The sequence below is a fragment of the Rhodoferax ferrireducens T118 genome (genome assembly GCF_000013605.1).
Lineage (GTDB): Bacteria > Pseudomonadota > Gammaproteobacteria > Burkholderiales > Burkholderiaceae_C > Rhodoferax > Rhodoferax ferrireducens.
This window is the reverse complement of sequence record NC_007908.1, coordinates 1,302,123-1,317,472: the sequence shown is the minus strand read 5'-3', so window position 1 is coordinate 1,317,472 and position 15,350 is coordinate 1,302,123. Positions and strand designations below refer to the sequence as shown.

General features: G+C 63.2%; 13 protein-coding genes. 5 read left to right on the top strand and 8 right to left on the bottom strand.

Features of this window, described 5'->3' with window-relative positions; genetic code table 11:
• Positions 1-92 precede the first annotated feature (92 nt).
• The 3 genes from RFER_RS06165 to imuA are packed head-to-tail and all read right to left on the bottom strand — an operon-like array spanning position 93 to position 5,359.
• On the bottom strand, positions 93-3,347 hold the full coding sequence (locus RFER_RS06165) for an error-prone DNA polymerase (RefSeq protein ID WP_011463529.1): 3,255 nt from the start codon (positions 3,345-3,347) through the stop codon (positions 93-95).
• Entirely contained in the window at positions 3,331-4,641 is a 1,311-nt protein-coding gene (locus tag RFER_RS06160) for a hypothetical protein (RefSeq protein ID WP_041790274.1), read from the bottom strand. Before RFER_RS06160 ends, RFER_RS06165 begins: the two co-directional genes overlap by 17 nt.
• Positions 4,610-5,359, bottom strand: a complete 750-nt coding sequence (gene imuA, locus RFER_RS06155; RefSeq protein ID WP_011463527.1) for a translesion DNA synthesis-associated protein ImuA — start codon at positions 5,357-5,359, stop codon at positions 4,610-4,612. The genes RFER_RS06160 and imuA overlap by 32 nt, the downstream gene beginning before the upstream one ends.
• Positions 5,360-5,471: 112 nt before the next feature.
• Here imuA and RFER_RS06150 point away from each other — a divergent pair, with 112 nt between their 5' ends.
• The 3 genes from RFER_RS06150 (at position 5,472) to RFER_RS06140 (ending at position 8,503) form a co-directional block, all read left to right on the top strand.
• Entirely contained in the window at positions 5,472-6,272 is an 801-nt protein-coding gene (locus RFER_RS06150) for an MlaE family ABC transporter permease (RefSeq protein ID WP_011463526.1), read from the top strand.
• A gap of 11 nt (positions 6,273-6,283) precedes the next feature.
• Positions 6,284-7,264: an MlaD family protein gene (locus RFER_RS06145; RefSeq protein WP_041790271.1), complete on the top strand. Its 981-nt coding sequence runs from the start codon at positions 6,284-6,286 to the stop codon at positions 7,262-7,264.
• Between the two features lie 513 nt (positions 7,265-7,777).
• Positions 7,778-8,503 carry a hypothetical protein gene (locus RFER_RS06140; protein ID WP_049765729.1) on the top strand — a complete coding sequence of 242 codons (726 nt, stop codon included), beginning with the start codon at positions 7,778-7,780 and terminating at the stop codon, positions 8,501-8,503.
• Between the two features lie 18 nt (positions 8,504-8,521).
• Here the strand turns inward: RFER_RS06140 and RFER_RS06135 are convergent, their stop codons facing one another.
• The gene (locus tag RFER_RS06135; RefSeq protein ID WP_041790268.1) at positions 8,522-8,704 is read right to left on the bottom strand and encodes a hypothetical protein; all 183 of its coding nucleotides are present in this window, start codon (positions 8,702-8,704) and stop codon (positions 8,522-8,524) included.
• A 121-nt stretch (positions 8,705-8,825) separates the two neighbouring features.
• On the opposite strand from RFER_RS06135, the gene RFER_RS06130 reads away from it, so the two are divergent.
• On the top strand, positions 8,826-9,755 hold the full coding sequence (locus RFER_RS06130; RefSeq protein WP_011463523.1) for a LysR family transcriptional regulator: 930 nt from the start codon (positions 8,826-8,828) through the stop codon (positions 9,753-9,755).
• Between the two features lie 18 nt (positions 9,756-9,773).
• On the opposite strand, the gene RFER_RS06125 is transcribed toward RFER_RS06130, so the two are convergent.
• The 3 genes from RFER_RS06125 to RFER_RS06115 all read right to left on the bottom strand — a co-directional run bounded on the left by RFER_RS06125 (position 9,774) and on the right by RFER_RS06115 (position 12,837).
• Positions 9,774-11,012, bottom strand: a complete 1,239-nt coding sequence (locus tag RFER_RS06125) for a multidrug effflux MFS transporter (RefSeq protein ID WP_011463522.1) — start codon at positions 11,010-11,012, stop codon at positions 9,774-9,776.
• A 9-nt stretch (positions 11,013-11,021) separates the two neighbouring features.
• The gene (locus RFER_RS06120) at positions 11,022-11,498 is read right to left on the bottom strand and encodes a CopD family protein (RefSeq protein WP_011463521.1); all 477 of its coding nucleotides are present in this window, start codon (positions 11,496-11,498) and stop codon (positions 11,022-11,024) included.
• 70 nt (positions 11,499-11,568) lie between these two features.
• On the bottom strand, positions 11,569-12,837 hold the full coding sequence (locus RFER_RS06115) for an Nramp family divalent metal transporter (RefSeq protein WP_011463520.1): 1,269 nt from the start codon (positions 12,835-12,837) through the stop codon (positions 11,569-11,571).
• A gap of 139 nt (positions 12,838-12,976) precedes the next feature.
• Between RFER_RS06115 and RFER_RS06110 the strand changes: the two genes are divergently transcribed.
• Positions 12,977-13,585: a DUF4337 domain-containing protein gene (locus RFER_RS06110; protein WP_011463519.1), complete on the top strand. Its 609-nt coding sequence runs from the start codon at positions 12,977-12,979 to the stop codon at positions 13,583-13,585.
• Positions 13,586-13,665: 80 nt separating this feature from the next.
• Here RFER_RS06110 and RFER_RS06105 read toward each other — a convergent pair whose 3' ends face one another.
• The gene (locus RFER_RS06105; protein ID WP_011463518.1) at positions 13,666-15,219 is read right to left on the bottom strand and encodes an acetyl-CoA hydrolase/transferase family protein; all 1,554 of its coding nucleotides are present in this window, start codon (positions 15,217-15,219) and stop codon (positions 13,666-13,668) included.
• Positions 15,220-15,350 lie beyond the last annotated feature (131 nt).

Here is a 15,350-nt window from a genome sequence, read left to right as displayed (position 1 = left end):
AAGCGCCTGGTTTTGATTTGAAAATGGTGTCGGCCAGCGTTCCATGGAACGCTGGCCGCTCTTTTTTGCGCGTCTTTCTTTCTGTTGAATCCTCAACAAAACTCCCGGCTCTGCGTCGTCAAGCCGCCCAGCAGCGGCGTCAGGTCCTGCAGGTGGCCGGCGATCAGGTGGCAGACGTCACCACCACTCTCGACATCGCGCTGCCAGGTGCCATAGACCGCCAGCAGGCGCGAGCGCAGCAGCGCCGGGCGTTGCCGCTCTTTCAAGGACTTCCACACAATCACATTGACCTGACCGGTCTCGTCCTCCAACGTGACGAAAATCACACCTTTGGCGGTTTGCGGTTGCTGGCGCATGGTGACGATTCCGCAGGCGCGCGCCAGCCGGCCGTTGGGCAGGTCGCGCAGTTGCGCCGCGGTCATCAGCCTCATTTTTGATAGCTGCTCGCGCAACAGCAACAAGGGGTGCGACCTTAAAGTGAGCCCCAGTGCGGCGTAGTCGAAGATCACTTCTTCGCCCTCACTGGCAGCGGGGAGTTGCAACGCCGCTTCTGCCACCGGCACCGCCCGCAGCAAGCCGGGCGCGTTCTGCTGCGCCGCCGCATCCCACACCTGCTGGCGCCGGTGGCCTGACAGGCTGGCGAGCGCGTCGGCACTGGCCAGCGCCTTGAGGTCGCCCGCCTCCAGCGCGCAGCGCAAGGCCAGGTCTTCGGTGCTGGTGAACGGGGCCTCAACACGCGCCGCCACGATGCGCTGGGCGGCCGATTCAGACAGACCGCTGACCTGGCGCAGACCGAGGCGCACGAAGGGCGATCTGCACACGTCTGGTAATTGAGCGGCACCGCTATTGGGGTCTGAGCCCAAAAGCTTGGTTGACTTCGCTGGCTCCAGCGTGCAATCCCAGTCACTGCGGGTCACGTCGACCGGGCGCACCCCGACGCCATGGCGCTGCGCGTCCTGCACCAGTTGCGACGGGCTGTAAAAGCCCAGCGGCTGGCTGTTGAGCAGGGCGGCCAGAAAACAGGCGGGCTGATGGCGTTTGAGCCAGCTGCTCACATACACCAGCAGGGCAAAGCTGGCGGCGTGGCTCTCGGGAAAGCCGTATTCGCCAAAGCCTTCGATCTGCTTGAAGATCTGCTCGGCGAACTCAAGGCTATAGCCGTTCTTCAGCATGCCGCCGACCAGGCGGTCGTAAAACTTGTGGACACCGCCCTGGCGCTTCCAGGCCGCCATGGAGCGGCGCAGGCTGTCGGACTCACCAGCTGAAAAGTCAGCCGCCGCCATGGCGATCTGCATCACCTGCTCCTGAAAAATAGGCACGCCCAGCGTGCGTTTCAGAACTTCTTGCAGGGCCGGGCTGGGGTATGGCACCTGCTCGGGGTGCTCGCGCGCTTTCAGGTAGGGGTGCACCATGCCGCCCTGAATCGGCCCCGGGCGCACGATCGCGACCTCCACCACCAGATCGTAAAAGCAACGCGGTTTCAAGCGCGGCAACATGCTCATCTGCGCGCGACTCTCGATCTGGAACACGCCCACGGTGTCGGCCTGGCAAATCATGTCATAGGTGGCCAGATCTTCCGGAGGGATGTCCTGCATTGAAAACGGCGTGCCGCGCTGCACGCTGATGAGGTCCAGGCAGCGGCGGATGGCGCTGAGCATGCCCAGCGCCAGCACGTCCACCTTGAGCAGCCCCATGGCGTCCAGATCATCCTTGTCCCACTGGATGATGCTGCGCTCCGGCATGGCGGCGTTCTCCACCGGCACCAGCCGGGTGAGTTTGCCGCGGGTGAGCACAAAGCCGCCCGGATGCTGGCTCAGGTGGCGCGGGAAACGCTGCAACTGGGTGCTCAGATCGAGCCAAAGCTGCAGGCATTCAGCGGGTGGCGCCACGTCTGCCGCCAGCAGCGCCAGCGCTGACTGCAGCCGCTCAACCAGCACCGTGCGGCTGTACATGCCGGGATGCTCTTTGGCCAGCGCGCTGATCAGCGCCTCGGGAACAGCCAGCGCGCGCCCCACATCGCGCAAGGCACTGCGCGGACGGTAGCTGATGACCACGGCGCTCAAAGCGGCGCGCTCACGTCCATACTTGGCGTAGATGTACTGGATCACCTCTTCGCGCCGCTGGTGCTCAAAATCGACGTCGATATCAGGGGGCTCGTTGCGCTCCCTGGAGATGAAACGCTCAAACAGCATGTTCATGCGCGAAGGATCCACCTCGGTCACGCCCAGGCAGTAGCAAACCGCCGAGTTGGCGGCCGAGCCGCGGCCCTGGCACAGGATGTGGCGGCTGCGCGCAAAGCGAACGATGTCGTGCACGGTCAAAAAATACATCTCAAAGTGGAGTTCCGTGATCAGCGCCAGCTCGTGGTCGAGCTGCTGCTGCACAGATGCCGGCGTGCCCTGCGGGTAGCGATTGAGCGCGCCCTCGGCGGCGTAGCGGCGCAGGGTTTGCGCCGCTGACAAGCCCTCAAGCACCGTCTCCAGCGGGTACTGGTAGCGCAACTCATCAAGGCTGAAGGTGCAGCGTGCCGCCACGGTGAGCGTGTTGGCGAGCACGTCGGGCGAATAAATGGCGGCCAGGCGCTGGCGCGAGCGCAGGTGCGCTTCGGCGTTGGGCTGCAGCGCGCGGCCGCAGTCAAACACCGGCTGGCCCAGCCGCACGGCGCTGAGCACATCCTGCAGCGGCTTGCGCGAGCGCACATGCATGTGCACGTTGCCGGCCGCCACCAGCGGCACGCCGGTGAGACGGGCCAGTTGTTGCAGCCGCTGCCCCTGCAGCGTGTCATCAGGCGCCAGCAGCAACTCGACCAGCAGCCACAAATTTGAGCCAAACAGGGCTCTAGCCCTCGTCGTTATTGCGCAAGCAGCTTCGAAATGAAGAGCAGACGGCAGCCCCAGCAAGACCTCGCAACCGCCCAGCAGCGCCCAGGGGGCGTCCTGCCAGAGCAGCCGATACTGGCCTTTGGGCGCGGCCCGGCGCGCCTGGGTGATGAACTCGCACAGGTCGCCCCAGGCCTGCAGATCGTGCGGCAGCGCCACCAGCCGAAAACCGGCCTCAAGCGCGCCGCCGCCGGCCCCATCAGCCTGCGTCACCGCAAACTCGGCCCCGGGCAGCAACTTCAAACCCAGTTTTTTCGCCTCGGTATGCGCGCGCACCACGCCCGCCACCGAGCACTCGTCGGTCAGGGCCAGCGCCGCGTAACCCAGGGCTGCCGCACGCGCGACCAGCTCTTCCGGGTGCGAGGCACCGCGCCCAAAGCTGAAGTTGGACAGGCAATGCAACTCGCAATAGGCCGGCACGGAGGCCGGCTCAGTCGCGGGCACGACCGTTTCAAGCGAACAAGCCATGCAAATACCATTGCGGGTCGGCATTGACGGCTGCGCCCTGCCCGCTCAGGCGCTCGCGGTAAACCCACAACAAGCCAGACTGCTCGCTGCGGGCCAGAAAATAGTCGCGCAAGGCGCAGTCATCTGCCACCCACCAGCCAGCCTCAAGCCGCTGCGGACCGGCCACCAGCGTCAACGGGCCCAGGTCGTGGGGACGCTTCTGGTGCACCGCGAGCTGGCGCGGTGTGGCCAGCAGCCAGGTCGGATACAGCGCCGAGCTGTATATATCTTTTAGGCCTCTAGCCCCCGTCCTTCCTTCGCAAGTAGCTATCAATTGTGAAGCATTGACCGCAGCTTGCCAGACTTGCATTTTTTCCGGCCGGTGCTCGTCACAGGGCTGCATCTGCAGCACCTGTTGCGCGCCCAGGCGGGCGCTCAGACGCTCCAGCAACTGCTGCAGACTGTCACCGGAGCGGCGCGCATCGGGCAACAAACTGGCCGTTTCACCCGCCAGTTTTTGCGTCTCCAGCGTGCGCAATCGCAGGGCGTGCACCGGCGCGGGCAAGGTCACGCGGGCCAGCTGCTCGCCCGCCAGGCGCAACAGATGGGCCATGTCCGCGCTCGGCTCGGCACTGCGCAGCGGCAGTTGACCCTGGGTCGCGGTGTTGCGCCGGGCGTCCATGCTCCAGCACAACTCCAGCGCCAGCACGCCCCGATGGCGCAGCTGCAGCCACAACTGCAACTGCTGGAACAAGCGGCGTGCGCCAAACAGCAGCGCCGGAGCGGTTTCGACCTGGGCGCCCAGCGCCAGCGTGACATCGAACACATCGGGCAGCGCCAGCCACGGGTAGAGCTCGGGCTGCAGGCCGTAGGCCCGGTCCAGCGCCGCCAGCAGGGGCGCGCCAAAGCGCCGTGCCACACCGCCCCGGGGCAGGGCGCGCAACTGGCCCCAATGGTTGCAGCCGAGCCGCTCTAACGTGGCCAGATGGGGCCGGGCCGCCGCCAGCGTGTGCAGCGGCAGATCGTCAGGACTCGTGCGTGCCAAGGTCTTGTCCTGGAGCCGCGCATACGCTATTAAAGAAGTAGCGCCTCGCGCATACTGGACGGTGGCTACCGGCTTATTTGATGTATAAATTTGGCGCAGGAGCGCGCGCCAGCCACCCCACAGGCGCTCACTGGCCGACACCTCCAGCAGCAGCGCATCATCCAGCCGCGCGACCTTGGGCGTGTACTGCAGCGCCCAGCCACCCAAGGCGGGTATCGCATCGGGATCAACATCGGCCTCAGGCCCCGGCCGCAAGGCAATCCAGTGCATGACCGGCCTCCTCCCTGGCCACAAGCTGCTGACCAGGCCCTGGGTTGTCACCCCGCAAAGCCAGCAGCACCGCCAGGCTGGCAGGGCGGGCGCTCAGCACCAAGGTGCGCGCCAGCGGCGCGCCGCGCCGCTTGAGAATCTGCACCCGCAAGGCGTCTGGCGCCACACCGGCGCTAGAGGCACGAACCAGCAGCAGGCGCAGCACGGCGGGCGAGGACTCACTTTGCGCCGCCGCCGGTCGCAGCACAAACAAGAGCTTGCTGTGGGTCTGGGCGGCGAGTTGCAAACGCCGCAGCTGCTCAGTGCGCACCTGCGGCAACCAGGCCAGCACCGCCGCCACCTCGGCACAGCGCAAGGCCTGCTCGGTCGCCCACAGGCGCGCCGCAGGCGCAGCGGCGCCAACCCACAACAGCCGCCGGGCATCCAGGCCCTGCGCCGCCAGCCCGGGGCCAAACGGCACCTGTGGCGGGCCCACCAGCACCACCGGGCCGCAGGTTCGCGTCAACGCCGGCAGCAACAGGCGCCACTCCTGGCAAACACCGGGCGGCTGCAGGATTTCGCTGATCGCCCCCAGTGGCCAGCCACCCCCGGGCAACTCGGCGTCCAGCGCGCCATGGCCGCTGGCAACCGTGGCTCCGCCAGCGCAGGCCAGCGCATCGGCACGCCAGACGGCGGCGCCAAAGTCAAGAGAGGCAACAGACAAGGAACTCGGCAGCATGAGCAATCACTGAAAATCAAGGGCAATTAACTGTATAAAACAACAGTATAGTGAATTACCTGGCTTGCGTCTTGTCGATTCGCTTCCACGTTCGGCTCGTTATCATCCGGCCATGCCGACCCGCTCTTACGCCCACCTTGACAGCGCCGCCTGGGGCCGGGCCTTGCTGCGCGGGGCGGCCAGTTGGTGGCAGATGATTCACCTCGGCGCCATCGTGCTGGTGCTGGCCCTGTCGCCTTCGACCTACAACCGCATCAACCGCGCCATCACGTCGCGCCATATCTACGCCAGCACCTGGCAGGTGTTGCCCTGGTTCACGGCCATGGCCGCCCTGTTCAGCCTGGTGCTGATCCGCATCGTGGTGGTCACGGCGCTGAACTACGGCCTGTCGCAATACGCCCTGCAGATGGTGGTGCGGGTGCTGGTGCTGGAGCTCATTCCGCTGTCGGCGGCCCTGTTTGTCGCGCTGCGCGCCGGGATGACGTTCAACGCGGGCGCGCAAACCAACGCCCGACCGAGCCCCTTTGACCCAAGTGCGCCCCTGAGCCTCACCCGCCTGCGCGCTGACGTGGTGCCGCGTGTGCTGGCGGGCGCCTTCTCGGTCCTGACGCTGGCCATGATCAACAGCGTGATTGTGCTGGTGCTGGCCTATCTCATCGTCTATGGCTTGTCGCCCTGGGGGCTGCCGGGCTACACGCGCACCGTCGGCCATGTGTTCGATCTGTCCGTCACACTGGGCTTTGCCCTCAAAACTGTTTTCTTCAGTCTGGCCGTGGCCGTGGTGCCGATGGCCGCCAGTCTGGAAGCGGCGCGTGACAACACCAGCGCCAACGGTGTGCAGCCCGGTGCCGCGCGCCTGTTTTTGGTCCTCTTGTTGATCGAGGCCGCCTCGCTGGTGATCAAGTACATCTAAGCTCACATCGTATGGAACCACAATCGCCACCCTCATCGCCACCCGCCGCGCCGACCCCGGCAACCATCGCCCACGTCGAGTTCAGGGCCATCATGCTGCTGGTCCTGGTCACGGCCCTGATCTGCGGTTTTTTGCTGTACGTGATGTACGCGCGCGGCGTGTTCGAGAAAACCCAGCAGCTGGTGCTGGTGGCCGACGACTCCGAAGGTGTGCTCGTCGGCATGGATCTCACCTTCTCGGGCTTTCCCATCGGCCGCGTGCGGCGCATCGAGCTGGCCTTGGACGGCAAGGCGCGCATGGTGATTGACGTGCCTCTCAAGGACGCGCCCTGGCTGCGTACATCAAGCATCTTCACCATGGAACGCAGCATGGTGGGCGAAACCCACCTGCGCGCCTTCAGTGGCATTCTGAGCGACCCGCCCTTGCCGGCCAACGCGGAGCGCACCGTGCTGCGCGGCGACACCAACGCCGAAATCCCCCGCATCGTGGCGTCGACCCGCACGCTGCTGGAAAACCTGGAGAACATGACCGGGCCGGAGTCCAATATCAACACCAGCCTGAGTAACCTGAAAACAGTCAGCGAGCGCTTGACCGGCCGCTATGGGCTACTCAGCGGCGTGATGGGCAGCGAAGACAACGCCAAAAAAATCATCGCCACGCTGGACCAGACCAACGCGCTGCTGGCCAAGGCCGATCAACGCATTTTTGGCGCCAAGGGCGTGATGGACAGCACCCAGGCTGCCGTCGATGGCTCGCAGGTGGCAATTCGGGAGCTCACCGGCGTCTTGACCGACGCCCGCGCCAGCCTGAAAAAAGTCGATGCGGTGCTGGCCGAGGCCCAGGCCGTGGGCGCCAATGCGCGCGTTGCCAGCGCCGACCTGGGTGCGCTGCGCGCCGAGGTCGAGATCAGCCTGCGCAAGGTGACGCAACTGGTGGAAGAGGTGAACCGCAAATGGCCTTTTGCGCGGGATACGGAGATTAAATTGCCCTGACGTTTTTTCTCGTTATCTGGTTTTTGATTGTTAATGTTCTTTTGATGTCTGTATTCCCCCCCTCTCCCCCAGCCCCTCTCCGCCCCCGCCGGGGCGGAAAGGGGAGCTAACAGCCCCATTTGGCCAACTCTTTAATGGTGGGAAATTTGTTTCTTGATGGTGCGCTGGCCTCAAAGTTTCGCCATGGCATTGACAGGCTGATCACCCAGGCAGATGCTGCGCTGGTTTGCAGTCTTGGTTTGGCCGCCAGCCTTCAATTGACGGGATCGGCCGGTTCATGAGTTACCGCCACTTTGAGGCCAGCGTGCGGCCGAGCGTTTATTTCCCACCGTAAAGGACGCGGCCAAATGGGGCTGTTGGCTCCCTCTTCCGCCCGGCGGGGCGGGAGAGGGCGGGGGGAGTGAGTGGGGGAAAAGAAAGTTAAGAATTGAAGCCCAGCAAAGGCCACGGCCGATGGAATCGTCAAGCGTAAAAAGATTGAAAGTAATGAATCCAAATCAATCAGACAAAAAAATGACTTCAACCAAACGAACACATCCAAGCCAGCACCAGACCAGCGCCAGTCACTGGATCACCCTGCTGAGCGCCCTGCTCTTGAGCGCCTGCGCCAGCAAGCCGGTGCCTCCCGACTGGCAAACCAATGCCTTTGCCGCGCTCAAGGATTTTTCAGCGGCTTACCTGAAAGGCAACACGCGACTGGCCGATTTTGAGTTTGCGCGCGCCAAGTCCGAGATCGCGAGCACGGGCCGCGCCGACCTGCTGGCGCGCGCCGAACTGACGCGCTGCGCGGTGCGCCTGGCCAGCCTGGAATTGGATCAATGTGCCGGTTATCAAACGCTGGCCGCCGAGGCGAGCCCTGACGAGCAGGCTTATGCGGCATTCTTGACCGGCCAGTGGCGCGACCTGGATGTGGCGCGGCTACCGGTACCGTACCGTGCCATCGTTTTGACGGCGGCGGCCAAGCAGCCGTCCGACCCGCAACCCAGTGCGCTGGCCGCCATTGAAGACCCCTTGTCACGCCTGATCGCTGCCGGTGCACTGCTGCAAAGCAGCCGCCTGACCGGCGCCGACATCGCCCGTGCCACCGATACCGCATCGAGCCAGGGCTGGCGTCGCCCGCTGCTGGCCTGGCTGGGTGTGCAACTCAAACGCGCGGGTGATGCACAGGACCCTCAGTCAGCCAGCCGGATTCAGCGCCGGATTGACCTGGTTTTGCAAGGCGCGCCAAAAAACCCTTAGGCGCACCCACAACCCTGATCAAACTTTGTCAGTGGACTTCGCTCGTTGCGGATTCCAGCTGAACAGGGGCCGCAGCAACTCGCTGAACGCGACCAGGCCGGCGCCCAAGGCGGCAGCAATCGTGCGCTCAACGCGCTGAATTTCCTGGGCCCGGAGTTCACCGGCATATTGCTCAATTTCAGACCTTTGAATGGAAGTCATGATTTTTTCCTTTTCATGTTGCGACGCAACATTTCATGAAGTGAACTGTAATTACATGTTGACTCAATGACAATCAGTGTTCATGGACAAACATTGATGAATATTCGTCCATAATCGCGCCATGGACCGTTCCGCCGAGATGACCGCTTTTGTCCGCGCCGTCGAAACCGGTGGGTTTACCGCCGCCGCGCGCGAGATCGGTCTGACACCATCGGCCTTGTCCAAATTGGTGACGCGGCTTGAAGACCGATTGGGCGCACGACTGCTGCAACGCACCACCCGCCGCTTGCAACTGACCAGCGAAGGCGAGGCTTTCTACGCGCGTGCGCGCCCGATTCTGCTGGCCATGGATGAAGCCGAGGCCGAGGTCAGTCAGGCCGGATTGAGCCCGCGTGGCTTGCTGCGCCTGCAATGTGGAACGGCCTTTGGCATGCACCAACTGGCACGCACCATCCCGCATTTCCAGGCTCTTTATCCAGATGTGCAATTGGACATCACCATCAGCGATCGGCCGCCTGCGGACATGAAGGAAGGCATCGACCTGACGATCCGCACCGGACCACTGGACGACTCCTCCATGGTGGCGCGGCGCATTTGCACGCTGGAGCGGGTGATCTGCGCCGCCCCGAGCTATCTGGCGCTGCATGGCACGCCGCGCACGCCGGACGATTTGCAGCGGCACAACTGCCTGTGGATTTCGAACCTGCCCGCACTGCGGCGCTGGCCTTTTGACACCGAAGATGGCATCCGCGTGGTGCACATCGGCGGCAATGTCGTGGCCAACAATGCCGAAACCGTGTTGCAACTGGCGGTGGCGGGGGTGGGTATCACGCGTCTGACCAACGTCATCGTCAGTGCGGCCATCGCCCGCCGGGAGCTGGTGCCGATCCTGACCGATTGGCACCATGTGGAACCCGTGCCCCTGTTCGCCAGCTACCCCAGCGGTCGCAATCTGGCGCCCAAGGTGCGGGCGATGGTCGATTTCCTGGTGGATTTTTTCAAGGACTCAGACCAGCAATTCCAGCGCGTCACGCCAGTGGGTTCGCCCTGACAGGTGGGCCGGTGGCGGTCAATGCGCCGGATGTTCCACCACCCGGCCAATATCGGGCCAGCGGCGGTGCAGATAGAGCCAGGCGAACAGACCGACACACATCATGCTTAGAGAAGCGACAGCCAGTGACACGGCTGAATGCATCACCAGCGGCGCAATGAGACCGGCCACCAGTCCATTGGCCGAGGAGGCAATAAAGGCCTGCAAGCTTGAGGCCATGCCACGACGCTCCGGATGCAGATCGAGCACCAGCAGGGTGATCACCGGCACCATCATGGCCCAGCCAAAGGCGAAGATGGCAATCGGGAACAGCGACCACGCCACGTGCGCCTTGAAAAGCCAGTTGGCCACCAGATTCAGGCTGGCGATCAGCAGCATGATCAACAAACCGTACTTGATTTGCTGCTTGGGCGCCAGTTTGCCCGCCATGCGGCCGCTGACCCAGGCGCCGCCCATGATGCCGCTGATGGTGAGTACAAAAAACCAGAAAAACTGCGTCGGCGCCAAACCCAAAATCCCACCCAAAAAAGCCGGCGCCGACAAGACGTACAAAAACATGCCGTTGAACGGCACGCCACTGGCCAGCGCCAGCAGCAAAAAGCGCGGGTCGAGCCCGAGCTGCCAGTAGCCCTGCAGCAGATTGCTGACCTTGAGCGGCTGACGTTGCGTGAGGTGCAGGGTTTCGGGCAGGAGCTTGTAATTGGCGACCCACAGCAACACGCCCACCGCGGTCAGAAACCAGAACACACTGTGCCAGCCCAAGTGCACAAACAGGGTGCCACCAATGATGGGCGCAATGGCCGGCGCCACGCCGAAATAAATGGTGATCTGGCTCATCACCTTTTGTGCCTGCGCCGGCGCAAACATGTCACGCACGACGGCTCTTGAGACCACAATGCCGGCGCCCGTGGTCAGGCCCTGCACGGCCCGAAAGAACACCAACTGGCCAATGCTTTGCGACAGGGCGCAGCCCATGGAGGCCAGCGTGAAGGCCGCCAGGCCCCACAACACCACCGGTCGGCGCCCCACGCTATCGGAAATCGCGCCGTGAAACAGGCTCATGAAAGCAAAGCCGAACAGGTAGGCCGAGAGCGTTTGCTGCATCTGCACCGGCGTCGCGCCCAGCGATTGGGCGATGCCGGAAAAAGCCGGTATATAGGTGTCAATCGAGAACGGTCCCAGCATGCCCAGCACCGCCAGCAGCACCGCCAGCGCCCAGCGCGGCGCCCGCCAGAGTTGTTGCGCGTCAGGGTTCATGCGGGAATATCAGAGCGACAGGCCCAGCAGCGTGACCACCACGATCAGCACGCCAAGCACCAGATTCACCATCACCCAGGTGCGAATGCTGGCCAGCACTGCGCCGCCCGCAGGCCAGGCGGCGGCCGTCACCGCACGCGACAGGCGCACGAAAAGGACAAAGCGAATATGGCCAAAAATCAGCATCATCAACAGGCCCAAGGTCGCCATCACCATCCATTCAAGCGGCATATTGAACTTGACGCCCGATTGCGCCATTTGCCGCGCCATCCGGCCGATCATCCAGATGCCGCTGCCCAGCGTCAAGGCGGCTGCGACCAGCACGGCATCAAAGAAGCGGCCCAGCACGTCCTGCATCAACCGGATGCGCTGCGGCGACTCCAATTGGCTCAGCGCGGGGCGCAAAAAGAATTGGGCAAACACCATGCCGCCAATCCAGACGATGATGGACAAGAGATGAACGGTTTTGAGCGCGGTGTAGAGCATGAGCTGGGACAGGTCGGTGGGGATTCAGAAGGCAAACGTCATCGATGATGCCACAGCTGCCGCATTTCGCTCAGGCCGTGGTCAGCATGGCCAGAACAGTGGCGGTCATGACGGCGGTGGCCAACCAGCCGAGCCAGCGCAGCTTGCGCCCGATCACATGCTGACCCATGGTGTCGCGCCGGGACGCCAGCAGCATCATGACGGCCATGATGGGGACAGCGATCACGCCGTTCAACACCGCCGACCAGAACAGTTCCTTGACCGGGTCCATGGAGGTAAAGCACAAGACCACGCCGCCCAGCGTTGCCGCCGCGATGACCCCGTAAAACCCGCGACCTTCGCCCTTGTCCAGCCGCAGGCTCAGGCTACCCTGCCAACCGGCGGCCTCCGCCACGGCATAGGCCGCGGAGCCCGCGAGCACCGGCACCGCGAGCAGGCCGGTGCCGATGATGCCCAGGCTGAACAGCAGAAACGTCAACTCGCCGGCCAGCGGCCTGAGTGCCTCGGCGGCTTGGGCCGAGGTCTCGATGTCATGCACACCCGCCGCATGCAGGGTCACGGCCGTGCTCAGGATGATAAAGAAGGCAATCAGGTTGGAGAACGTCATGCCAATCACGGTGTCGAGCTTGATACGGCGCAAATGGTGGCGCACCTCGGGCGCGGTGTGCGGCTTGCCGGGACCGGCGTTCACGTCCTCCACCTCCTGCGCAGCCTGCCAGAAAAACAGGTAGGGACTGATCGTGGTGCCGAATACCGCGACCACGGTCAGCAGCACCTCATGGCCACCCGGCAGTTGTGGGAGGACGATTTGCCGGGCCACCTGCCACCAGTCGATGTGCAACGTAAAAACGACAGCCACATACGACAAGAGCGCCAGCGTCAGCCATTTGAGCCAGCGCACGTACGTCTTGTAGTTGAGGAACACTTGCAGTACCAGGCAAAGCAGCCCGAAGGTCACGGCGTAGACCTGCGCCGAGCCGCCAACCAAGAGACGCAGGGCCTCGGCCATGGCGGCAATATCGGCCGCCAGATTGAGCGTATTGGCCAGCAGCAGCATGCCGACCACGCCCAGCAGCACGGGACGCGGAAAGCGCGCCTTGATGTTGGCCACCAGGCCGTGTCCGGTGACATAGCCAATTCGGGCGCTGACGATCTGGATCGCCACCATCAGGGGCAGCGTAAGGACCATCGTCCAGAGCATGGAGAAACCAAACTGGGCACCGGCCTGCGAATAGGTGGCGATGCCGCTGGGGTCGTCATCCGCAGCGCCCGTGATGAGACCGGGACCGAGTCGCCGCAGGACAGCGCGCGGGCTGAATTTTCCGATTTTGTTGAACATGGATGCAGTAGCTTAGGGGTCAGGGGTGCGTGCATGCGACCGGCGGCACGCAACAGGCGGCATTAGACTACGATCGCCGTCTCCCGCTCGAACCGGTTGACGCCAAGCTGAAGTTTTTTTTCACGTACCTGGATTTGCCATGGAAATCGATCCCCAAGATGTTATAGAAACGGCCCATGACGCCATGCGGGCGCCCGAGTCCCGGGTCAGTCGATTAAATGCGGTGGTGGCGATCACTGTGGCCATCCTGGCCACCTTCATGGGCATTTGCAAGGTCAAGGACGACAACATCGTGCAGGCGATGCAGCAGGCGCAGGCCGACAAGCTCGATCACTGGGCTTTTTACCAGGCGCGCAACCTGCGCCAGGAAGTCGCCGAAGCCACGCTGGTCCAGCTTGAGCTGGCACGCGCGTCGCTGGCGGCCCCTCAAGCCGCTGGCTACGACGCGGCGATCGCGAAATACCGGGCGCTGGCAGCGGACCAGGCCAGCAAGAAAGAGGCGCTGCAGCAGCAAGCGCTCCAGGACCAGAAAACCTACGACGACCTGAACTACCGCGACGATCAGTTCGACCTCTCGGATGCGGCCATCGCGATTGTGATTGCCGTCCTCGCGGTGACGGCGTTGACGCAACTTTGGCCGCTGTACTGGGCCGCTTTGGTGCCCACGGCGTTCGGCGTTGTCATGGGCGTGGCAGGGCTCGCCGGCTTGCATATCCATCCGGACATGCTGGTCAAATTACTGACTTGAGCACTGGGCAGGCATCTGAGTTCATTGTGAATTTATAATGAATCAGCCACCAGCCCCCGTGTTTATTAGTTTAAACGCTATTAAATAGATAGCGAAACACTTTTCTCGTAAGAACCGATATCGGGCGTGATCTGGCTGGTCAGCATGGAGCCCGTGTCGCGGTAGCGGGTATGCCACGAGAGCGCTTCCTCCAGAATATGGGGCGTGTGGCCGCCACGCTGTTTCGCGCGCGCCACGTAAGCCTGCAACATTTGCCGGTAGGGTTGTGCCACGCATCGGTCAATGATGATGTCGGCACGCTCGCGCGGTGCCAGACCACGCAGATCGGCCAGGCCGACTTCGGTGACGATGATGTCCACGTCGTGTTCGGTATGGTCCACATGCGACACCATCGGCACGATGCTCGATATCTTGCCGCCCTTGGCAATCGACTTGGTCGCAAACACCGACAGGTAGGCGTTGCGCGCAAAGTCGCCCGAGCCGCCAATGCCGTTCATCATGTGCGTGCCCAGCACATGGGTGGAGTTGACGTTGCCATAGATGTCGGCTTCCAGCGCGGTGTTGATCGCGATGAGCCCCAGGCGCCGGATGATTTCGGGGTGGTTGCTGACTTCTTGCGGACGCAACACCAGCCGGTCCTTGTACTTGCCGATGTCGTTGAACACTTGCCGGCTTTTTTCCGCCGACAAGGTGATCGAGGAGCCGGACGCAAAGTCGAGCTTGCCGGCATCGAACAGGTCAAAGGTGGAGTCTTGCAACACCTCGGAATACATCGTCAGGCGCTTGAACGGGCTGTCAATAAACCCTGCCATCACCGCGTTGGCAATGGTGCCGATGCCGGCCTGCATGGGCAGCAAGCTCTCGCTCAAGCGCCCTTGTGCCACTTCTTCCTTGAAAAAATTCACCAGATGCGCCGCGATGGCCGCCGTCTCCGTGTCGGGCGGCAGGATGGTGGAGGAACTGTCGAGCTTTTCCGTGAAGACGATGGCCACGATTTTTTCGGGCGGAATCTCGATCGCGGTGCTGCCGATGCGGTCATACGGCGTCATCAAAGGCATCGGTTCGCGCCGCGGGCGGTGCTTGGGGATGAAGATGTCGTGCAAGCCTTCGAGTTCCAGCGACTGGGTGAGGTTGATTTCAACAATCACCTTGTCCGCCAGAATCGCAAAACTGGCACTGTTGCCGACCGACGTGGTCGGGATGATGGCGCCGCTCTCGGTGATGGCGATGGCCTCGATGATGGCGATGTCGATCGGTGCCATCTGCCGGGTGCGCAGCAGTTCAACCGTTTCCGACAAGTGCTGATCGACATACATCACCTCACCCCGGTTGATGGCGGCGCGCAACACCGGATCGGCCTGGAACGGGATACGCCGGGCCAGCACACCCGCTTCGGTCAGCGTCCTGTCGACATCACTGCCCAGGGAGGCACCGGTCATCAATGTGATTTTCAGCTTTTCATGGCGCGCCCGTTCGGCCAGCGCCAGGGGCACGACCTTGGCGTCGCCCGCGCGGGTAAAGCCGCTCATGCCTATCGTCATGCCGTCCTGTATCCATTCGGCTGCCTTGGCGGCGCTGGTCACGCGCTCTTTCAAAAACGGCAAGCGGATGCGGCTGTCCATATTTCTGTGCATTTTTTCGTTCCTCTTTAGTTGATTTTTTGCCCTTAGGTCAGGCGATGGTTGATTGGCGCCAGCACCGCAGGAGGCCAGGTGGCAAGCACCGCGTCCCCGTTCAACAATGGCAGAATCCGCAAAAGAATGGA